The following is a 19,730-nucleotide window of genomic DNA, read 5'->3' on the forward strand; positions in this document are numbered from 1 at the left end:
GGCTCCGGTTCGGTAAGGTTTTGTTACAGGGCTGGCGCGATCCGCGTGGCGTGCCATGCGCGGTGGAACGTCGATTAACGCGAAACGACGGTTTGCGCCGAAAGCGGGGAGTGGCTCGATTGCGGCGAAGCGCACGCGTCAGTGCTGCCGCACGCAGGCGACGTACATGCGCAACTTGGCATAATGCCGATTTCCGCCGAGGCCCTTGCGATGACCGCGACCCCTTTCGACCTGCTGATCAGCGACTGCGACGGCGTGCTCGTCGACAGTGAGGTGCTGGCCGACCGGGTCATGTTCGACGCACTGGGCGCCTACGTGCCGCGGGCCGAGCTGGAGGCCTACCTGGCCGGCAGTTTCGGCCAGACCGCGCGCGAGATCGTGGAGCGGGTGCAGCGGCATTTCGCGGTGACCCTGCCGCCGGGCCTGTTCGAGGACATCCGCGAGCGTTCGGAAGCCTTGATCGCCGCCGAGGTGCAGCCGATCGACGGCGTCCGCGAGGCGCTGCTGGCGTTGCCGCTGCCGCTGGCGGTCGCCTCCAACAGCCTGCGCCACAGCGTGGTGGCGTCGGTGGCGCGCGCTGGGCTGAGCGAACGGGTGAACGGCCACATCTTCAGCGCCGACATGGTGGCGCGGCCGAAGCCGGCGCCGGACGTCTACCTGCTGGCCGCACACACGCTGGGTGCGGCGCCGCCGCGTTGCCTGGTGATCGAGGACAGCGTCACCGGCGCCAGTGCGGCGCTGGCCGCGGGCATGACCGTGATCGGTTTCACCGGCGCGGCGCATATCCCGCCGGGCCATGCCGACACGCTGCGCCAACTCGGCGTGGCCGCGGTGATGGAGCATATGCGGCAGTTGCCGCAGGTCTATGCGGAACTGGTGCGCGCGGCGGCGGCGTAGTTTCGATCGGGAGGTCGCGCTGCCGGGTGGCGGCGACGCACAAACGCAGAGTCGGGGCTGTCCGCTCGCTGGAGCCCTTGCGTAGCGTGGCGGACGGCGAGAGCGGCTGCGGACAACTTCGCGTCATCCGTGGTGCGCGTCTTCTTCGTGCTGCCTGTCGCGGCTGAAGCCGCTCCTACATGGGGTGGCGTGTGTTCAAAGCATGGCTGAGCGCATTCTCGCGCATCGAAGTGTCATGACATGCCCCGCAGCCGGGATGCCCTCAGGCGCCGCACTCCCGCCTTTGCCAATCCCCAATCCCGAATCCCAAATCCCGGCTTTTCAACAACAACGAAACCCACTCTTGCCGCCATACCGCGCTTCCTGGCGCTCGCGGAAGAAGGTCTTGTAGTCCATCGGTTGCCGGTCGGGATGTTTCTCCAGCACGTGGCGCACGTAGTTGTCGTAGTCGGGAATGCCGCAGCACAGCCGCGCGGTCTGCACCAGGCGCCGCCACAGCCGGCGGTGCGCCTGGTATTGCCCGACCGGAACCAGGTCGTTGCTCATCACACGTCCGCCATCTGGTGCGGCTGCAGCGCCACGTACGCGGTTTCCTTGTCGCTGCGCTGCGGGTTGCGGCGCGCGGCGAGGATGGTCTTGACCGAGTAGATCAGGATCGAGAACACCACGAACAGGAACAGCGCGGTCAGCCCGGTGTTGACGTAGGCGTTGGTGACGATCTGCTGCATCTGCGGCAGGGTCTTGGCCGGCGCGGTGATGGTCCCGCTGGCGATCGCGTCCTGGAACTTGTGCGCCTGCGCCAGGAAGCCCTGCGCCGGATTCGGGTCGAAGATCTTGATCAGCCCGGCGTAGGTGGTGCAGATCAGCAGCCACAGCGCCGGCACGATGGTGACCCAGGCGTAGCGGTCGCGCTTCATCTTGAACAGCACCACCGTACCCAGCATCAGCGCGATGCCGGCGAGCATCTGGTTGGAGATGCCGAACAGCGGCCACAGCGTACGGATGCCGCCGTACGGATCCTTGACTCCGGTGTACAGCAGGTAGCCCCACAACGCCACGCAGCCGCCGGTGGCGACGATGTTGGCGGCCCACGACTCGGTCCGCTTCAGCGCCGGCACGAAGTTGCCGAGCAGGTCCTGCAGCATGAAGCGTCCGGCGCGGGTGCCGGCATCGACCGCGGTGAGGATGAACAGCGCCTCGAACAGGATCGCGAAGTGGTACCAGAACGCCATCATGTCCTCGCCCGGCAGCAACTGGTGCAGGATTTGCGCGATGCCCACCGCCAGGGTCGGGGCGCCGCCGGCGCGGGCCAGGATGGTGGTCTCGCCGATGTCGCGGGCGGTGGCCTCGAGCACCTCGGGGGTGATCGCGAAGCCCCATTCGCTGACCTTGGCCGCGACCGCGACCACGTCGCTGCCGACCATCGAGGCCGGCGCGTTCATCGCGAAATACACGCCCGGCTCGATGATCGAGGCGGCGACCAGCGCCATCACCGCGACGAACGATTCCATCAGCATGCCGCCATAGCCGATGTAGCGCATGTGGCCTTCGTTGGCGAGTAGCTTGGGGGTGGTGCCGGAGGAGATCAGCGCATGGAAACCGGACACCGCGCCGCAGGCGATGGTGATGAACAGGAACGGGAAGATGCCGCCGGTCCACACCGGGCCCATGCCGTTGTGCGCGTACTGGGTCAGCGCCGGCATCTTCAGGTCGGGCATGACCACCAGGATGCCGATGGCCAGGGCGATGATGGTGCCGATCTTGAGGAAGGTGGACAGGTAGTCGCGCGGCGCCAGCAGCAGCCACACCGGCAGCACCGAGGCGACGAAGCCGTAGCCGATCAGCATCCAGGTGATCTGCACGTCGGTGAAGGTGAAGGCCGGACCCCAGGTCGGATCGGCGGCGACCTTGCCGCCGAACCAGATCGCGGCCAGCAGCAGGATCAGCCCGACCACCGAGATCTCGCCGATCTTGCCGGGGCGGATGTAGCGCATGTACACGCCCATCATGATCGCGATCGGCATCGTCGCGATCACCGTGAACATGCCCCACGGACTCTCCGCCAGCGCCTTGACCACCACCATCGCCAGCACCGCCAGGATGATGATCATGATCAGGAACGCGCCGAACAGGGCGATGGTGCCGGGCACCTGGCCCATCTCCTCGCGCACCAGGTCGCCGAGCGAGCGGCCGTTGCGGCGGCTGGACAGGAACAGCACCACGAAGTCCTGCACCGCGCCGGCGAACACCACGCCGACCACCAGCCACAGCAGCCCGGGCAGGTAGCCCATCTGTGCGGCGAGCACCGGGCCGACCAGCGGTCCGGCGCCGGCGATGGCGGCGAAGTGATGGCCGAACAGCACGTGCTTGTTGGTCGGCACGTAATCCAGGCCGTCGTTGTTGAGCACGGCGGGCGTGGCCCGGGTGGGATCCAGTTGCATCACCTTGGTGGCGATGAACAGGCTGTAGAAGCGGTAGGCGATCAGATAGATCGAGACCGCGGCGACCACGATCCACAGCGCGTTGATGTGTTCGCCGCGGCGCAGGGCGATGGTGCCCAGGCAGAACGCCGCCAGCACCGCGAGCGCAGCCCAGGCCAGTTTGGAAAACCCTTTCATGCAGATCGCTCCCCCACAAGATTCCCGCAAGGGTCGCCCCGATGGCCTGGGGGGTCAATGCCGGGACAGGCAATGGCCCTAGTACTTTGGTCGTAGACAATTGCCCCTCTCCCGCCGGGAGAGGGGGTGGGGGTGAGGGCACGAGGCGAAGTCCTCGCAAAACCAGCTTGCGCTAACGGACGCTGCACGAGGCTGCGCCCGACCCTCATCCGCCCCTGCGGGGGCACCTTCCCCCAAAAAGGGGGCCATGGTCCCGGTGGGAGAAGGAACAGCCGTAGCCCCTCTCCCATCGGGAGAAGGGTTGGGGTGAGGGTACGGTGCGAAGCGTCTCGTGGAGTTTGGGTGCACGAGGCTGCGCCTGGACCCTCATCCGCCCCTGTGGGGCACCTTCTCCCGAAAAGAGGGCCATGGTTCCGAGAGGAGAAGGGAGCAGCGGTCGGTCCGCCCCGCGATGGAACGATGGGTTGCGCGCATCGCGATTGGCCGCCGGCAGCGGCACGCCCATATTCCGTGCTTCACCAGGAGATCGCCTGCCATGACCGACACCCTCACCGCCGCCCCCGCGCGCATCGCGCGCACGATCCGTGGCCGCGCCACCGCCGACGGCGACGGGGTCAGGCTGACTCGCGTCATCGGCGGCGCCGAGCTGCCCGAGCTGGACCCGTTCCTGCTGCTCGACGAATTCGGCACCGACCGCGCCGAAGACTACATCGGCGGTTTCCCCAGCCATCCGCATCGCGGCTTCGAGACCGTCACCTACATGCTCGACGGGCGCATGCGGCACAAGGACAACCATGGCAACGAAGGCCTGCTGACCCCGGGCAGCGTGCAGTGGATGACCGCCGGTCGCGGCCTGGTGCATTCGGAGATGCCGGAACAGGAGTCCGGGCGCATGCGCGGCTTCCAGCTGTGGGTGAACCTGCCGGCGCGCGACAAGATGACCGCGCCGCGCTACCAGGAGTTCGCGCCCGAGCGCATCCCGCTGGCGCATCCGGCGCCTGGGGTGACGGTCAAGGTGATCGCCGGCGAGGTCGGCGACGTGCATGGGCCGATCGCGCAGCCGGCCACCGATCCGCTGTACCTCGACATCGCGCTGGATGCCGGCGCGCGCTGGGACTGCCTGCTGCCGGCCGGGCACAACGCGTTCGCCTACGCCTACGAAGGCGCCGCGACGCTGGGCGAGGGCGAGGCCGCGCGCGAGCTGCCGGCGCAGACCCTGGCCGTGCTCGGCGGCGGCGACCTGCTGCAGCTGCAGGCCGGAGCGGCGGGCGCGCGGCTGATCCTGGTCGCCGGCCGCCCGCTGCGCGAGCCGGTGGCGCGGCACGGGCCGTTCGTGATGAACACGCGCGAAGAACTGATGCAGGCCTTCGTGGATTTCCAGGAAGGACGGTTCTAGTGGCCTGGGGTGGCGGTCGCCAGCCCATGAAACCCCTGTAGGAGCGGCTTTAGCCGCGACAGACTCTACGGATAGAACCTGTCGCGGCTGAAGCCGCTCCTACAAGGGGTTTTTCCAGACTCAGCGATCCAGCGCCACGCTGGTCGGGCGCATGTCCAGTCCCTGCACCAGCGATTGCAGCGATTGCAGTTCCTGCACGTCGCCGGCATCGATCCAGACCTGGGCGTAGTGGTCCTTGCCCAGCTCGACCACGGTGACCCGGCGCGAGGCCAGGCCCGGCGCATCGACGCCGCCCAGGTCGGGCCGGTACCAATGCATGCTTTCGCCGGCGATGCTGCCTTTCTCTTCGCGCAGGTTGCGCGCCAGTGGGATGTTCGGGTCGCGCGAGGTCAGCATCATGCCGAGCACCTGGCGGCCGTCGGCGGCCGTCGCGCGGCACACGATGAAGCCCTTGTCGCTGCGCTCGCTCCACTGCAGCTTGGACTGCGGTGGCAGTTGCGGACAGTTCTGCGCCTGTTGCGCCATGGCCGTGGCCGCCGCCAGCACGGCAGGCAGGACCGACAGGCCGGTGAGCCAGTTTGCAACCCTCATTCGCGATGTCCCCATGCACCGTCGCGCCGCGACGGTATCGATCTTCAGCGCACGCCGACGCAGGCCGCACGGCACGTCACCCTCATTCCTTTGCGGGATCCGCGTGCAGTGCATACCCCTACGCAATGCGTGTCCCGGTGTGCGGCTGCAGTTGCCCCGGCCGCTGTCCCGAACCATAGCCCAGCTGGCGGCACTTGACAATTGGAATGCGGATCGAAATCCCACGATCTGGCGCTGGCGCGGGAGGCGCTCGCCTGAACGCGGTCAGCGGCCGCTCGCCGCTGCGGCGCCCGTGCCGCGTTGAAGCAGGGGATGCCGCGACGCCACGCGACACTGCGGCCGAATCAAGCCGATCGCGCCGGCAGGCGTTACTTGCTCGGTTCGGGCAGCGGGATGAATTCCTGGTCGTCGCCGGGGATCAGGCCGAAGCGGCCCTCTTGCCAGTCGCGCTTGGCCTGCTCGATGCGCTCGGTGGAGCTGGACACGAAGTTCCACCACAGGTGGCGCGGCCCATCCAGCGGCTCGCCGCCCATCAGCATCGCCTTCAGCGGGGTCTTGGCGCGCAGCCGGCCGCGCGCACCGGCTTCGGGCAGCACCAGGTAGCGCGCGGGAATGTCCACACCGTCCAGTTGCGCCTCGCCTTCCAGCACGTACAGCGAGCGCTGCACGTGGCCCGTGTCCAGGTCGATCTCCGCATCCGCGTCCAGGTCCAGCGCCACGTTCAGCGTGTCGGCGAACACCTTGACCGGCGATTCCTCGCCGTAGGCGCGGCCGGCGATCACTCGCAGCCACACCCCGTCGCGGCGCTGCTGCGGCAGGCTGGCGGCGGCGTGGTGGTAGAACGCCGGTGCGGTTTCCTCGGCCGACTTCGGCAGCGCGACCCAGGTCTGCATGCCGTGCAGCGGATGCGGCTGCGCGCGCAGCGGCGTGGGCGTGCGTTCGGAGTGGGCGATGCCGCGGCCGGCGGTCATCCAGTTGACGTCGCCGGCGCGGATCACCTGGTCCGAACCGAGTGTGTCGCGATGGCCGATTTCGCCGGACCACAGGAAGGTCACTGTGGCCAGGCCGATATGCGGATGCGGGCGCACGTCCACGCCGCGGCCGGGTTCGAAGATCGCCGGGCCCATGTGGTCGATGAACACGAACGGGCCGACGCTGCGCGCCTGCAGGCTGGGCACCGCGCGGCGCACTTCGAAGCCGCCGATGTCGTGGACGCGGGGAGCGATCAGGGTGGGCATGCGCGGCCTCGCGGAGCTGGGAACAAGGGGCACGAGCTTCGCATGCGCGATGGCGGAAGTGGGAGCGTTGCGGCAAGACGGACTGTCCCGGGCAGCGGTGTTTACTGCGCCGCATGGGGCGATGCCGCACAAGGCTGCGCCGGCGCCGCACCGCTAACGGCATGCGTAGTGGGTATGCCAGACAAGCGAAATCGCATAGTGCGAGAGGGCGCGCGTTTTTTGTCTGCAAATTTGTAACTTGCGGTGAAATTATCGACAGCGAACCGGAATAATCGGGCGCTGCCGGCCGGGACCGTCCTGGCCGCAGCGTTGCAGCGCGCTCGCTGCATCCGTCCCCCAACAAGCGAGAACAAGCTGATGATCCGTTCGTCGAAATCCAGCAACACCTTCACCGCCGTGCTGTCGATGGCGATGGCACTGGCGGCGTTTTACGCCATGCCGACACAGGCGCAAAGCGCCGACATCAACGTCCCCACCGTGATCATCAACTCCCTGTGGAGCGCCAAGGCGTTGATGGTGGTGGGCGGGCAGGGCAGCGGATGCTATCCGGTCAACAACGGCGGCCGCATCGCCGGCCCGACGCTGCGTACCAATATTCGTTACACCGTGATCGGTATGAGTTCGGCCGATTGTGCCGGCGGAACCGGCCTGGCCGGCGTCAACCGCCAATTCCTGGCGCGCGCACGCCCAGCCGGCATGTACATTCAGATCGTCAACGGCGGGATCAACGTCGGCAACCGCTAGCCGCCAGCGATACCTGTCGCCGGCCACGCGCGATCGCCGCGTGGCCGGCGGCATATCGCATCGCGCTGCTGCAGGCGGTGCTTGTCGCTGCCACGCCACGCAGGCTGCGTCCGACGCATCGATGCGTAGCGGCTCGATTCAGAACAACTGCCCGTTCTCGGCAGCCTGCACCGCCACCTCGCCACGGCGCGAGGCCAGCCGGTCGGCCAAGCGGGTCGGTTCCGGCAGCCGGTAGCCGCGCAGGTAGCGCAAGGTCCAGTCCAGCGCGCTGTCCACCGCGACGCGGTGGCCGGGCGAGACGATCAGCGGATTGCAGCGCGACTTGCTGCGCAGCGCCCAGCCGACGGTGTCGCCGCGGTGCACGATGGGGCTGCGGTCGCCGGCCTGCGGCCCGGGTTCGTCGTAGCGGCCAGCCAACAGCTTCTTGGCCACGCCGATGCTGGGCAGGCCGCTGATCACGCCGAAGTGCGCGGCGATGCCGAGCCGGCGCGGATGGGCGATGCCCTGGCCGTCGACGAACACCAGGTCCGGACGCTGCCGCAGCAGGGCCAGCGCGGCCAGCAGCGCCGGCAGTTCGCGAAAGCTAAGCAGTCCCGGCACGTAGGGCATCGAAGTCGGCACGCGGGCGATCTCGGCCTGCTGCGGTTGCAGGGTGTCGGCATCGATCAGCACGGCCGCGGCGCGGGTGATGCGGCCTTCGTCCTCGAAGCCGACGTCGAACCCGGCCAGCCAGCGTGGCGGGTCCGGCACCTCGTCGTGCAGCCGCACCTGCTTGGCCAGTGTGGCCTGCAGCGCCCGCGCCTGCACGATGCTGCCGTCCCAGTCGCCGAAGACCGTGTGCGAAGAAGTGTCCATGTGGCGATGATCGCGCGGTGGTCGTGGCTGTGGCGTGGAGGAGCTGGGAATGGGGAAACGGGAATGGGGAGTCGTTGAAGCAGGTTCCTGATCGATGTCTTGCGACGAGAGGTCGCGGTCTCGACAAGAGGGTGACGGTCGTCAGCGCCGATCCGCTTGCGTTCCGGCGTAGCGCCAGCCCGGCGCGCCTTGTAGGAGCGGCTTCAGCCGCGACAGATCGCCAGACGGCAAGGCGCGCTGGAACGCCAGGCCGTTTCCCATTCCCCATTCCCATTTGCCCATTCCCAGCCGTCACATCCCGCTACAATCCAGGGCCGCACGACCCACGCATCCCCCAACGGAGACCGTCGCAGTGACCCGCAAACTCGTACTGTTGCGCCATGGCCAGAGCCAGTGGAACCTGGATAACCGCTTCACCGGCTGGGTGGACGTGGAACTCACCGAACAAGGCCGCCAGGAAGCCGCCGCCGCCGGCCGCCTGCTGCGCGAGGAGGGGCTGCAGTTCGACGTGGCGCACACCTCGGTGCTCAAGCGCGCGATCCACACCCTGCAGGGCGCGCTGAATGAACTGGACCAGGACTGGTTGCCGGTGCACAAGAGCTGGCGCCTCAACGAACGCCACTACGGCGGCCTGCAGGGCCTGGACAAGGCCGAGACCGCGGCCAAGCACGGCGAGGAGCAGGTCAAGATCTGGCGCCGTTCCTACGACATCCCGCCGCCGCCGATGGACGCCGACGATCCGGGCCATCCGCTGCACGACCGCCGCTACGCCACGCTCGACCGCAACGCCCTGCCGGCCACCGAGTCGCTGGCGACCACGCTCGAGCGCGTGCTGCCGTACTGGCACGACGCGATCGCGCCGCAGCTGAAGGCCGGGCAGACCGTGCTGGTCACCGCGCACGGCAACTCGCTGCGCGCGCTGTACAAGTATTTGAACGGCGTCTCGCGCGAGGAAATCCTGGAACTCAATATCCCCACCGGCATCCCGCTGCTGTTCGAGCTGGACGACGAATTGAAGGTGCAGTCCTACCGCTATCTCGGCGATCAGGAAGCGGCGAAGAAGGCGGCCGAAGCGGTGGCCAACCAGGGCAAGGCCAAGTAACACGCTGGCGCTACGCCTCGCATCAAGGAGGATGGGATGTTCGCATTCAGCATCTGGCATTTCGTGATTCTGTTCGTCTTGCTGGCGGTGCCGGTGCTGGTGTTCGCGGCGGTGTGGCTGGCGATGCGCGCCGACCGGCGTGCGCAAGCGTCGCGTCGCGCCGCTGCGCCACCACCGCTGCCGCCCGCGGCATCGGTGGAAACGCGGTTGCGCGCGCTCGAGGCGTTGCGCGCGCAAGGTCTGGTCGACCAGGCGGAATACGAACGCCGGCGCCAGCAGATCCTCGCCGATCTGTAGGCGCGCGGCGCGGCGGCGCGCGACCTCAGTCGTTGCCGCTCGCGTCCACCCACACCCGCATCTCGCCTTCGCCGCGGTTGGCCCAGGCGAAGTAGGGCACGAAGGTCAGGGTCTGCGCCTGCCGCGACGGCGGCGGCGCGTCGTAGCGATACAGCGGCGAGGCGTCGGCCTGCGCGTCGTCGTGGCCGTGCAGGCGTTCGCCTTCGGCCTGCAGCAGCACCTGGCCGGCCAGCGTGCCGCTGCCGGGTTCGCTGCGGATCGCCGCGTCGGCGGGCAGGCGCAGCTGGTGCAGTTGCGTGCCGTTGTCGGCCTGCTCCAGGCAATAAACCAGCGGCCCGCGCTGCAGCGCGACCTTGCCGGCCAGATGGCGAACGCGCGGATGCCCGCTGACCCGCATCACCGGCATCGGCAGGTGCAGGTGCAGGGTGTCGCCGCGTTGCCAGCGCCGGCGCAGCACGCAGTAGCCGTGCTGCAGATGCGCCTCGATCGCCACCGCTTCGCCGTTGAGCCGCAGTTGCGGCGCGCGGCACCAGTCCGGCAGGCGCAGCGCCAGGGCGGCCTCGATCGGTGCCTCGCAATCCACGCTCAGTTCGACTTGCTCCTGCCACGGGTATTCGCCGCGCTGGCGCAGGGTCAGGGTCTGCCCGTCCACGTCGAACGCCGCATCGCTGCCGACGTACAGATTCACGTAGAGCGTGTCGTCGCGGCGGGTGTAGATGTAGTGGCCGAGCGAGGTCAGCACGCGGGCGATGTTCGGCGGGCAGCAGGCGCAGCCGAACCAGCGCTGGCGCACCGGCTTGACGTGGTCGAAGCCGTGGTTGCCGTGCACCGTGGGCGGATGCACTTCCAGCGGGTTGACGTAGAAGAAGTGGCGCCCGTCCAGGGCCATGCCGGCCAGCACGGTGTTGTACAGCGCACGCTCCATCACGTCGGCATAGCGGCTGTCCGGCGCCAGCTGCAGCATGCGGTTGGCGAACATCATCAGCCCGATCGAGGCGCAGCTCTCGTTGTAGGCGGTGTCGTTGGGCAGGTCATAGTCGACGCTGAAGGCCTCGCCGTAGCTCTGCGCGCCGATCGCGCCGGTGAGGTACAGCTGCCGCTGGGTGGTGTTCTGCCACAGCCGTTCGCAGGTCGCGCGCAGTTCGGCGTCGCCGCTGTGCCGCGCCAGGTGCGCCACGCCGGCGTACAGATAGACGAAGCGCACCGCGTGGCCGACCGCGGTGGTCTGCAGCGCGACCGGCACGTGCGCCTGGCTGTAGGCCTTGTCCTCGATCATCCACGCCGGCCCGTGGCCGCCCCAGAAGAAGCTGCGCCCGCGCTTTTCGTATTCCTCGTCGTAGTAGTGCGGCGCGGTGCCGCGCTGCTCGACGAAGTAGCGGGTCAGCGCCAGGTAGCGCGGTTCGCCGGTGGCCTCGTACAGGCGCATCAGCGCCAGTTCGATCTCCGGATGCCCGGGGTAGCCGTGCAACTGGTCCGGACCTGGGCCGAAGGTGGCGTCGATGTGGTCGGCGAGCCGGCACACGATGTCCAGCAGCGCGCGCTTACCGGTGGCCTGGTGGTAGGCGACGCCGGCCTCGATCATGTGTCCGGCGCAGTACAGCTCGTGGCATTCGGCCAGGTTGGTCCAGCGCTGCTCCGGCGCCTTCACCGTGAAATAGGTGTTGAGGTAGCCGTCGGCCTGCTGCGCGGCGCCGATCAGTTCGATGGTGGCGTCGGCATCGCGTTCCAGCGCCGGATCGGGATGCTGCGCGAGCAGGTAGGCCACCGCTTCCAGCCACTTGGCCACGTCGCTGTCCTGGAACACCATGCCGTAGAACGCGCCGTCGCTGCGCCCGGCGGCGATGCGGAAGTTCTCGATCGCGTGGCTGGGTTCGGCATCGGCGACGTTGTCGTTGAGGGCATCCCACTGGTACGGCAGCACCACCTCCTGCACCAGGCGCTGGTAGCGCTGCCAGAACGGGTCGGCGATGCGCAGGCGGTCGAGCGGGAGTTCGGGCGGCGGGGCGAGCGAAAGCGGCATGGAGGAGTCGATCCTGGGGAAGGAGAGAGGGAAGGGCGTCAGTGCGCCGGGCGCGCGGCCAGATCGGCGCCGATCTCGGCCAGCAGCGGCCGGCGCAGGCGGCAGCGGTAGATCACCGCGGCCAGCAGCAGGTGGATGCCCGCCGGAATCAGCGTTTCCAGCAGGGTGATCGCCTGCAGCGAGGCGGTGGTCTGGTGCTCGGCGCCGGCGCGGTAGCCCACGCGCACGAACAGGTAGCTGATCACCACCGCGCTCGAGGCCCAGGCCAGCTTGATGCAGAACAGGTTGAAGGCGAAGTTGATGCCGGAGGAACGGATGCGGTTCTTCCACGCGCCGTAGTCGTCGGCGAAGGCCATGATCGAGAAGTGCAGCGGCAGCGCGAAGCCCAGCACCAGGCAGTTGACGAAGATCAGCCCCAGCCACAGCGTCTGCTGCGCCGGCCCGGTGGGCATGCACCACTGCAGCACGCCCAGCGCGGCCAGCGCCAGGTTGGTGTGCAGGTACAGCGCCAGCGGATCGAAACGGCGGCACAGCGCGTTGACCACGATCGCGCCGAGCACCGTGGCCAGCGCCACCATCGCGAAGAACAGCGAGGTGTAGCCGGCGCCGCCGCCGAGCACGTAGCTGATGAAGTACAGATAGCCGCCGCCGCGGATGTTGAATACGTTGATCAGCAGGAACGACATCAGCAGCACCAGCCGCATCTGGTCGTTGCGCAACAGCCCGCGCAGGTGCTCGCCGATGCCAGCCTCGCCCAGCAGGCTGACCGGCACGCGCTCGCGCACGGCGAAGAAGCAGCACAGGAACATCGCCACCGCCAGCAGGCTGAGCAGGCCCACGCCGAGCTGGTAGCCGTGCGCGGTATCGCCATTGCCGAGCACCCGCACCAGCCACGGCAGCCCGACCGAGACCAGGAAGCCGGCGATGCCGCACAGCACGAAGCGCCACGACTGCGCCGACACCACTTCGCGGTGGTCGCTGGTCATGCTGTTGATCAGCGCGCAATACGGCACGTTGATCGCGGTGTAGCACAGCGACAGCAGGAAATAGCTGGCGAAGGCGTAGGCGACCTTGGCCGCGTAGCTCAGCTGTGGGGTGCTGAAGGTCAGCACGCAAGCGATGCCGATCGGCAAGGCGATCCACAGCTGCCAGCCGCGGAAGCGGCCCCAGCGGCTGCGGGTGCGGTCGGCGAGCAGGCCCATCAGCGGATCGGACACCGCATCGGCGATGCGCAGCACGGTGAACAGCGTCCCGACCAGCGCCGGGGTCAGGCCGAACACGTCGGTGTAGAAGAACGTCAGGAAGTTGGCGATCAGGCAGGTGACGATGGTGCCGCCGGCATCGCCCAGGCCATAGCCGAACTTTTCCAGGCGCGAGAGGCGGTGCGTGGCGGCCTGTTCGGCGCCTGCGGCAACGGGGCCAACGGCGGTCGCATTCAACGGGACGGTTCCTGGCGGGCGCGGGATGCGGCGCCACCGCAAAGTCGCATGCCGGCGGCATCGGGACAAGAGCCGGTGCGGTATAAAAACGGTACGATTCCGACCTGCGCGGCTACGGCGGCGCGTGCGGCAATGCCGCGCCTTATTTGCTGCAGTGCAGCGTGCCATTCTCGCGGGGAGACGCTTCCGACATGCTCGAACTCGCAGTCGCCTATCCGATCCGGGTCCAGAACGGCGGCCTGTTCATTTCCCGCGGGGTCGGCGCGCATCCGACGCGGGTGATCCAGTCCTACGAGCTGATCTTCGTCGAGCGCGGCACTTTGTCGATCCGCGAACAGGACGACGACTTCCATATCGGCCCCGGCGAGACGCTGATCCTGTGGCCGGGGCGCGAACACGCCGGCCTGGGCCGCTTCTCCGACGAGCTGCGGTTCTACTGGGTGCATTTCGAACTGGCGCCAACCGCCGTCGCCGCGGACGAGGCGACGCTGCTGTCGATGCCGCAACGCACTGCGATCCGCGATCCGGAGCGTTTCGTCGGCCTGTTCCGCTGGTTCCTCGGCGAGCAGGAAGAACGGCGCACGCTGCCGATGCTGGAGCCGATCGTGCTGTCGATGCTGCAATGCGTGGCCGGCGCCTGGCCCGATCCGCACGACTCCGATCGCGCCGGCGTGGCGCTGGCGTACCGCGCCAAGCAACTGATCGGCACCCAGTTCCACACCGCGCTCACCGCGTCCACGCTGGCCGCGCAGCTGCATTGCAATCCGGACTACCTGGGCCGCATCTACCGCCGCGCGTTCGGCACCACGCTGACCGAGGCGATCCATCGCCAGCGCATCGCCTTTGCCGAGAAACTGCTGCTGGTGAACACCTGCACCGTCGACGAAGTCGCGCAGCGCGCCGGTTTCAGCGATTGCGGCTATTTCCGCCGCATCTTCCGCCAACGCCTGGGCATGACCCCGACCGCGTATCGGCGCTTGTACTGCAAGGAGCACATCAACTCGGGGTGAGCGCGTTCGCGCAGCGGCCTACACAGGGCATTGCCTACACTGCGCCGATGTCACGGAGAGTCCGCAAGATGAAGAAGGCGCTGAAATGGAGCGGCATCGCCCTGGCCGCATTCGTGCTGGCCTCGCTGGCGGCGCTGTACGGCTACGGCCGCTTCGCCGACCGCGCGCAGGGGCCGGCCAGTCACGCCTTGCCGGCGACCGCGCTGCAGACCCCGATCGACCGGGTGGTGGCGCCGCTGACCGCCGCGCATCCTGGGCACAGCGGCATGGTGATCCTGCCCGACAACGTGGAGGCGTTCGCGGTGCGCGCGGCGGCCGCGCGCGCGGCCGGGCGCAGCCTGGATCTGCAGTACTACATCTGGCATGCGGATTTCACCGGCAACCTGCTCTACAACGAGCTGCTGCGCGCTGCCGACCGCGGCGTGCGGGTGCGCCTGCTGCTGGACGACATGAACGTGCACGGCAGCAATTCGGTGCTGGCCGCGCTGGACAGTCATCCGCTGATCGAGGTGCGGCTGTTCAATCCGACCCGCGCCCGCGAAGGCACGCTGATGCGCGGGGTGGAACTGGTGCTGCGCTTCTTCAGCGTCAACCGGCGCATGCACAACAAGGCCTGGATCGCCGATGGGCGCATGGCGGTGGTGGGCGGGCGCAACGTCGGCGACGAATACTTCGATGCGGCGCGCGACACCAATTTCATGGACACCGATGTGGCGGTGGTGGGGCCGGCGGTGGCGCAGGCCGCGCAGATCTTCGACGCCTACTGGAACAGCCGCACCGCGGTGCCGCTCGGCGCGCTGGTACAGGCCGAGCCGGAGGCGCTGCCCAGGCTGCGCGCCAGCATTGATGCCGGCCTGGGTTCGGCGCGGGCGCATCCCTACGTGCAGCGCCTGCGGCAGGCGCCCAGCGTGCGCAACCTGGTCGAGGGCGAGCGCCCGATCCACTGGAGCGCCGAGGCGTCGATCGTGTCCGACCCGCCGGAGAAGGCCGAGGGCGCGCCGCCGCGCGCGGACTGGATGACGCCGCGGCTGGTCGGCGAAATGGCGCGAGCGCAGCGCGAACTGGCGCTGATCTCGCCGTACTTCGTGCCGGGCGCGGAGGGCATGCGCTGGATCGGCCAGTTGCGCCAGCGCGGCGTCGCGGTCGGCGTGCTGACCAATTCGCTGGCGGCCAACGACGTGGTCGCGGTGCACGGCGGCTATGCCGGCTACCGGGTGCCGCTGCTGCGCCAGGGCGTGGCGCTGTTCGAACTCAAGCCGCAGGGCGATCCGGGCGGCAGCCTGTTCGGCTCCAGCGGCGCCAGCCTGCACACCAAGGCGTTCGTGGTCGATGGGCGCGAAGGCTTCATCGGCTCGTTCAATCTCGACCCGCGCTCGATGAATCTCAATACCGAGATGGGCCTGCTGTTCCGCGATCGCGCGGCGGCGGCCGAACTCGAGCGGCTGTACCGGACGAAGGTGTCGGCGCCGGTGAGCTATCGGCTGGCGCTGCAGGATGGGGCGGTGCGCTGGCACGATGCGGCGGCGCGGCCGCCAACGACCTGGGAGCGCGAGCCGGAGGCGGGGATCTGGCGGCGTGCCGCGGCGCGCGTGATCGGTTGGTTGCCGGTGGAGTCGCAGCTGTAGCGGCACGGACCGTAGCGAAATTGTAGGAGCGGCTTCAGCCGCGACAGGCACTACCGATGGAATCTGTCGCGGCTGAAGCCGCTCCTACAGGGATGGCATTTCGGCGGCGGCGAGCCGCGCTAGGTCAGCTGCTGCACGATCTCGCGCGCCATCGAGCCCAGCGGCAGGATCTTTTCCGCGCCGCCGCGCTTGATCGCTTCCTTGGGCATGCCGAACACGATGCTGCTCTGTTCGTCCTGGGCCACGGTACGCGCGCCGGCCTGGCGCATCTCCAGCAGGCCGACCGCGCCGTCGTCGCCCATGCCGGTCATGATGATGCCCAGCGCATTGGCGCCGGCGGCGCGCGCGGCGGAGCGGAACAGCACGTCCACCGACGGCCGGTGCCGGTTCACCGGCGGCCCGTCCACCACCTCGACGAAATACTGCGCGCCGCTGCGGCGCAGCAGCATGTGCTTGCCGCCGGGCGCGATCAGCGCGCGGCCCGGGACCACGCGGTCGTTGTTGGCCGCTTCCTTCACCGCGATCTGGCACAGGCTGTCCAGCCGCGCGGCGAACGCGGCGGTGAACTTCTCCGGCATGTGCTGGACGATGACGATGCCGGGGCTGACCCGCGGCAGCGCGGTCAGCACTTCCTCCAGCGCCTGGGTGCCGCCGGTGGAGGTGCCGATCGCGATCACCCGTTCGGTGGTCTGCGCCAACGGGCGCCCGCCCTGCGCCGGCAGGATCACGTCGGCGGTGTGCTTGACCTCCGCTTCCACCGGCGGCGCGGCGCTGCGCGCGGCCAGGCGCTTGACGTTGGCGCGCGCGGCGGTGCGCACCGTGGCGACGAGTTCCTCGGCCGAGTCGGTAAGGAATTGCTTCAGCCCGAGCTTGGGCTTGGTCACCACCGCCACCGCGCCGGCGGCCAGCGCGTCCATGGTCACCCGCGCGCCCTTTTCGGTGAGGGTGGAACAGATCACCACCGGGGTGGGGCGCTCGCTCATGATCTTGCGCAGGAAGGTGATGCCGTCCATCTTCGGCATTTCCACGTCCAGCACGATCACGTCCGGCCATTGCTGGCGCATCTTCTCGATCGCCAGCAGCGGATCGGCCGCCGCGGCGATCACCTCGATCCCGGGCGCGTCGTTGAGCACCGCCACCAGCACCTGGCGCACCACCGCCGAATCGTCGACCACCATGGCCTTGATCGTCGTCGTCATCGGTCGTTCCTTGTAGATGCAGCAGGGGCGCTCATGGCTTGCGGTAGACCGACGGCGCCACCTGCACGACTTCGTTGTTGACGTCGTTGAGGCTTTCCGAATGGCCGATGCAGAAGATGCCGCCGCGCTTGAGCGTGGACAGCACCCGCGCGACCACTTCGCGCTTGGTCTGGCCGTTGAAGTAGATCATCACGTTGCGCAGGAAGATCACATCGAACTGGCCGAGGTTGGGCAGCGACGCATTGAGGTTGGCGTGCAGGAAGCGCACGTTGTCGCGCAGCTTGCGGTCGATCAGCAGGCTGCCTTCGTATTCGCCGCGGCCTTTCAGGCAGTAGCGCTTGAGCAGGGCGGGCGGCATGTGCTCGATGCGCTGCAGCGGATAGTGGCCGGTGCGCGCCTTGGCCAGCACCCGGGTGCTGATGTCGGTGCCGACCACTTCGTAGGCGCGTCCCTGCAGCGTGTCGTCCAGCACCATCGCCATGCTGTAGGCCTCCTCGCCGGTGGAACTGGCCGCGCTCCAGATGCGGAACGGCGTGTTGCCCTTGTGCTCGCTGGCCAGCTTGCGCAGCAGGTCGAAGTGCTTGGGTTCGCGGAAGAAGTAGGTTTCGTTGGTGGTCAGCAGGTCGATCGCGGTCTGCACCTCGCCGCTGCCTTCGCGGCTTTCCAGCAGCTTCATGTACTGCGTGTAGGTCTGCAGCGAATGCGCCTTCAGGCGCTTGCCCAGGCGCCCGCACAGCATCGCCTTCTTGGCCGGGGAAATGGTGATGCCGGCGGCGTCGAAGATGAAGCGCTGGAACCTGCCGAATTCCTGCTCGGTGATGGTGTCGGTGCTGGTCATGGTGGTCCGGGAGTCAGTGGTGCGGCGCTTGCGCCGAGGTGGGGCCGTGTTCCTGCAGCCGGGTCTGGTGCTCGAGCAGCCACGTGGTCAGTGCGCCGCCGCCCATCGGCCGCGCCAGCAAATAGCCCTGGCCCAGGTCGCAACCCAGTTCCTGCAGCAATTGCCAGTCCTCGACCGTTTCGATGCCTTCGGCGACGGTGCTCAGGCCCAGCCGCTGGGCCATGCCCAGCGCCGATTCCAGCACGGTGCGCAGATTGCGGCTGCGGTGCGCGTCGTGCACGAAGATGCGGTCGATCTTCAGTTCGGTGAAGGGGATGCGGGTCAGCTGTTGCAGCGAGGAAAAGCCGGTGCCGTAGTCGTCCAGCGACAGGCCGAAGCCCTGCAGCCGCAGCCGCGCCAGCATGCCCAACGCGCTGGCCTCGACCAGCGAGCTTTCGGTGATCTCCAGGATCACGTCGGCCGGCACCAGTCCGTGGCGGCGCAGTTGCGTTTGCAGTTCGTCGAGCAGCCCGGGGTCCTGCAGCAGGCACGGCGACACGTTGATCGCCAGGGTCAGGCGGAAACCGGACTGCTTCCAGGTCGCCAGCCGCGCCATCGCCTGGTCGGCGACGCTGGCGGTCAGCGCATGGATCAGGCCTTCGCGTTCGGCCAGGGCGATGAAGCGGTCTGGCGCGATCTGCCCGTTCTGCGGATGCCGCCAGCGCGCCAGCGCTTCCACGCCGCTGACCTGGCCGCTGCGCATGTCCACCTTGGGCTGGTACGCCACTTCGATGTCGCCGCGACGCAGCGCCTCGTGCAGCATCGCCGCGTCGGTGGGATCGCCGGCGCCGGCGTCGTTGCGCGCGGCCGGCAGCGGCTGCGGGTGCGCCTGCAACGCCGCATCGAGTTCGGCCGCGCGCAGCGGCTTTTCCAGGCCGGCCAGCACCTGCAGGCCGCTGGCGCGGCCGACCTGCAGCACCGAGTCGATCAGCGCCGAGCCGCGTTGCGAGGCGACCACGATCGGCACGCGCACGTTGCAGCGGGCCAGCGCATCGAGCAGCTGTACGCCGTCCATGCCGGGCATTTCCAGATCCACGATCAACAGCCCCGGCGCCGGCCCCTGGCTCACCCGCGCCAACGCCGCATGGCCGTCCGGCACGCCCTCCACCGCCACCGCGCCCAGCCGCAGGCACAGCGCCAGCGCATGCTCGCGCTGGACATGGCTGTCGTCGACGACCAGGACCGTACCGAATTGGCTGAGCGTGGCGATTTCGGGGGCGAGCGACATGCGGATTCCGTCGGTGGGCAAGGTGGACGCGGCGCGAGGCGCCACGCCGCGCGGGAAACTCAGGCGGCCATGCCTTCCTCGGCAGCCGACTCGACGCCGGCCATGGCGACGAACTCCTGGGTGGACAGCGCCGCATCGGCATCGAGCAGGATCACGAAACGTTCGCCGACCTTGCCCATGCCGTGGATGAAATCGCGGCGGATGCCGGCGCCGAACGCGGGGGCCGGGGCGATGTCGGCGGCGGCGATCTCCAGCACTTCGCTGACCGCGTCCACCAGCAGCCCCAGCACCTGGCGCTCGTTGCCGTTGGCGACTTCGACGATGACGATGCAGGTGCGCTTGGTGACCTCGCTGGCGGCGCGGCCGAAGCGTTGCTGCAGGTCCACCACCGGCACCACCGCGCCGCGCAGGTTGATCACCCCGCGCAAGGCCGGCGGCATCATCGGCACGTCGGTCGGCGTGCGGTATTCGATGATTTCCTTGATGCCGAGGATGCCGACGCCGAACATCTCCTTGCCGAGCAGGAAGGTCAGGAACTGGTCGGGAGCGAGATCGGTGCCGCCGAACGGGACGGTGGATGCGTGAGCGTTCATG

18 protein-coding genes are annotated in these 19,730 nt (G+C 68.6%); 7 read left to right on the forward strand and 11 right to left on the reverse strand.

Annotated elements, in window-relative coordinates; all coding sequences use genetic code 11:
* Nucleotides 1-210 precede the first annotated feature (210 nt).
* Entirely contained in the window at nt 211-897 is a 687-nt protein-coding gene (locus HEP74_RS07080) for an HAD family hydrolase (protein ID WP_185815811.1), read from the forward strand.
* Between the two features lie 321 nt (nt 898-1,218).
* On the opposite strand, the gene HEP74_RS07085 is transcribed toward HEP74_RS07080, so the two are convergent.
* On the reverse strand, nt 1,219-1,443 hold the full coding sequence (locus HEP74_RS07085; RefSeq protein ID WP_064539465.1) for a YbdD/YjiX family protein: 225 nt from the start codon (nt 1,441-1,443) through the stop codon (nt 1,219-1,221).
* A complete protein-coding gene (locus HEP74_RS07090; RefSeq protein WP_185815812.1) occupies nt 1,443-3,515 on the reverse strand; it encodes a carbon starvation CstA family protein in 2,073 nt (690 codons plus the stop codon). The genes HEP74_RS07085 and HEP74_RS07090 overlap by 1 nt, the downstream gene beginning before the upstream one ends.
* A gap of 535 nt (nt 3,516-4,050) precedes the next feature.
* Between HEP74_RS07090 and HEP74_RS07095 the strand changes: the two genes are divergently transcribed.
* Nucleotides 4,051-4,911, forward strand: a complete 861-nt coding sequence (locus HEP74_RS07095) for a pirin family protein (protein ID WP_185815813.1) — start codon at nt 4,051-4,053, stop codon at nt 4,909-4,911.
* A 120-nt stretch (nt 4,912-5,031) separates the two neighbouring features.
* Here the strand turns inward: HEP74_RS07095 and HEP74_RS07100 are convergent, their stop codons facing one another.
* Nucleotides 5,032-5,502 (reverse strand): hypothetical protein, encoded by a 471-nt coding sequence (locus HEP74_RS07100; protein WP_185815814.1) that lies wholly within the window; start codon nt 5,500-5,502, stop codon nt 5,032-5,034.
* Nucleotides 5,503-5,870: 368 nt separating this feature from the next.
* Entirely contained in the window at nt 5,871-6,740 is an 870-nt protein-coding gene (locus HEP74_RS07105; protein ID WP_185815815.1) for a pirin family protein, read from the reverse strand.
* Between the two features lie 357 nt (nt 6,741-7,097).
* Here HEP74_RS07105 and HEP74_RS07110 point away from each other — a divergent pair, with 357 nt between their 5' ends.
* Entirely contained in the window at nt 7,098-7,484 is a 387-nt protein-coding gene (locus HEP74_RS07110; protein ID WP_185815816.1) for a hypothetical protein, read from the forward strand.
* Nucleotides 7,485-7,622: 138 nt separating this feature from the next.
* Here HEP74_RS07110 and nfi read toward each other — a convergent pair whose 3' ends face one another.
* Nucleotides 7,623-8,339 carry a deoxyribonuclease V gene (gene nfi, locus HEP74_RS07115; RefSeq protein WP_185815817.1) on the reverse strand — a complete coding sequence of 239 codons (717 nt, stop codon included), beginning with the start codon at nt 8,337-8,339 and terminating at the stop codon, nt 7,623-7,625.
* A 352-nt stretch (nt 8,340-8,691) separates the two neighbouring features.
* Here nfi and gpmA point away from each other — a divergent pair, with 352 nt between their 5' ends.
* Complete coding sequence (gpmA, locus tag HEP74_RS07120) at nt 8,692-9,441, forward strand: 2,3-diphosphoglycerate-dependent phosphoglycerate mutase (protein ID WP_185815818.1); 750 nt, start codon at nt 8,692-8,694, stop codon at nt 9,439-9,441.
* Between the two features lie 36 nt (nt 9,442-9,477).
* Nucleotides 9,478-9,738, forward strand: coding sequence for an SHOCT domain-containing protein (locus HEP74_RS07125; RefSeq protein WP_185815819.1), 261 nt, complete (start codon nt 9,478-9,480; stop codon nt 9,736-9,738).
* Between the two features lie 25 nt (nt 9,739-9,763).
* On the opposite strand, the gene HEP74_RS07130 is transcribed toward HEP74_RS07125, so the two are convergent.
* Both HEP74_RS07130 and HEP74_RS07135 read right to left on the reverse strand, forming a co-directional pair.
* The gene (locus HEP74_RS07130) at nt 9,764-11,758 is read right to left on the reverse strand and encodes a glycoside hydrolase family 127 protein (RefSeq protein ID WP_185815820.1); all 1,995 of its coding nucleotides are present in this window, start codon (nt 11,756-11,758) and stop codon (nt 9,764-9,766) included.
* A 38-nt stretch (nt 11,759-11,796) separates the two neighbouring features.
* A complete protein-coding gene (locus tag HEP74_RS07135; RefSeq protein WP_185815821.1) occupies nt 11,797-13,197 on the reverse strand; it encodes an MFS transporter in 1,401 nt (466 codons plus the stop codon).
* A 191-nt stretch (nt 13,198-13,388) separates the two neighbouring features.
* Between HEP74_RS07135 and HEP74_RS07140 the strand changes: the two genes are divergently transcribed.
* Together HEP74_RS07140 and HEP74_RS07145 are read left to right on the forward strand one after the other, a co-directional pair.
* Nucleotides 13,389-14,207, forward strand: a complete 819-nt coding sequence (locus HEP74_RS07140; protein WP_185815822.1) for a helix-turn-helix transcriptional regulator — start codon at nt 13,389-13,391, stop codon at nt 14,205-14,207.
* A 68-nt stretch (nt 14,208-14,275) separates the two neighbouring features.
* Entirely contained in the window at nt 14,276-15,832 is a 1,557-nt protein-coding gene (locus HEP74_RS07145) for a phospholipase D family protein (RefSeq protein ID WP_185815823.1), read from the forward strand.
* A gap of 119 nt (nt 15,833-15,951) precedes the next feature.
* Here HEP74_RS07145 and cheB read toward each other — a convergent pair whose 3' ends face one another.
* Genes cheB through HEP74_RS07165 form a run of 4 tightly spaced genes read right to left on the reverse strand, consistent with a single transcriptional unit; the run spans nt 15,952 to nt 19,729 of the window.
* A complete protein-coding gene (gene cheB / locus HEP74_RS07150) occupies nt 15,952-17,031 on the reverse strand; it encodes a protein-glutamate methylesterase/protein-glutamine glutaminase (protein WP_185815824.1) in 1,080 nt (359 codons plus the stop codon).
* A gap of 31 nt (nt 17,032-17,062) precedes the next feature.
* Nucleotides 17,063-17,869, reverse strand: coding sequence for a CheR family methyltransferase (locus tag HEP74_RS07155; RefSeq protein WP_185815825.1), 807 nt, complete (start codon nt 17,867-17,869; stop codon nt 17,063-17,065).
* Nucleotides 17,870-17,882: 13 nt separating this feature from the next.
* The gene (locus HEP74_RS07160; protein ID WP_458309681.1) at nt 17,883-19,142 is read right to left on the reverse strand and encodes an EAL domain-containing response regulator; all 1,260 of its coding nucleotides are present in this window, start codon (nt 19,140-19,142) and stop codon (nt 17,883-17,885) included.
* 53 nt (nt 19,143-19,195) lie between these two features.
* Nucleotides 19,196-19,729 carry a chemotaxis protein CheW gene (locus HEP74_RS07165; protein ID WP_185815827.1) on the reverse strand — a complete coding sequence of 178 codons (534 nt, stop codon included), beginning with the start codon at nt 19,727-19,729 and terminating at the stop codon, nt 19,196-19,198.
* Nucleotide 19,730: the final 1 nt, after the last annotated feature.

It is taken from the genome of Xanthomonas sp. SS, assembly GCF_014236835.1.
In the GTDB taxonomy this organism is placed as follows: domain Bacteria; phylum Pseudomonadota; class Gammaproteobacteria; order Xanthomonadales; family Xanthomonadaceae; genus Xanthomonas_A.

Bases quoted from the DNA above. Each gene is read 5' to 3' on its own strand.
- HEP74_RS07080 (WP_185815811.1), top strand. From the start codon at position 211: ATGACCGCGACCCCTTTCGACCTGCTGATCAGCGACTGCGACGGCGTG.
- HEP74_RS07085 (WP_064539465.1), bottom strand. From the start codon at position 1,443: ATGAGCAACGACCTGGTTCCGGTCGGGCAATACCAGGCGCACCGCCGG.
- HEP74_RS07090 (WP_185815812.1), bottom strand. From the start codon at position 3,515: ATGAAAGGGTTTTCCAAACTGGCCTGGGCTGCGCTCGCGGTGCTGGCG.
- HEP74_RS07095 (WP_185815813.1), top strand. From the start codon at position 4,051: ATGACCGACACCCTCACCGCCGCCCCCGCGCGCATCGCGCGCACGATC.
- HEP74_RS07100 (WP_185815814.1), bottom strand. From the start codon at position 5,502: ATGAGGGTTGCAAACTGGCTCACCGGCCTGTCGGTCCTGCCTGCCGTG.
- HEP74_RS07105 (WP_185815815.1), bottom strand. From the start codon at position 6,740: ATGCCCACCCTGATCGCTCCCCGCGTCCACGACATCGGCGGCTTCGAA.
- HEP74_RS07110 (WP_185815816.1), top strand. From the start codon at position 7,098: ATGATCCGTTCGTCGAAATCCAGCAACACCTTCACCGCCGTGCTGTCG.
- nfi (WP_185815817.1), bottom strand. From the start codon at position 8,339: ATGGACACTTCTTCGCACACGGTCTTCGGCGACTGGGACGGCAGCATC.
- HEP74_RS07125 (WP_185815819.1), top strand. From the start codon at position 9,478: ATGTTCGCATTCAGCATCTGGCATTTCGTGATTCTGTTCGTCTTGCTG.
- HEP74_RS07130 (WP_185815820.1), bottom strand. From the start codon at position 11,758: ATGCCGCTTTCGCTCGCCCCGCCGCCCGAACTCCCGCTCGACCGCCTG.
- HEP74_RS07140 (WP_185815822.1), top strand. From the start codon at position 13,389: ATGCTCGAACTCGCAGTCGCCTATCCGATCCGGGTCCAGAACGGCGGC.
- HEP74_RS07145 (WP_185815823.1), top strand. From the start codon at position 14,276: ATGAAGAAGGCGCTGAAATGGAGCGGCATCGCCCTGGCCGCATTCGTG.
- cheB (WP_185815824.1), bottom strand. From the start codon at position 17,031: ATGACGACGACGATCAAGGCCATGGTGGTCGACGATTCGGCGGTGGTG.
- HEP74_RS07155 (WP_185815825.1), bottom strand. From the start codon at position 17,869: ATGACCAGCACCGACACCATCACCGAGCAGGAATTCGGCAGGTTCCAG.
- HEP74_RS07165 (WP_185815827.1), bottom strand. From the start codon at position 19,729: ATGAACGCTCACGCATCCACCGTCCCGTTCGGCGGCACCGATCTCGCT.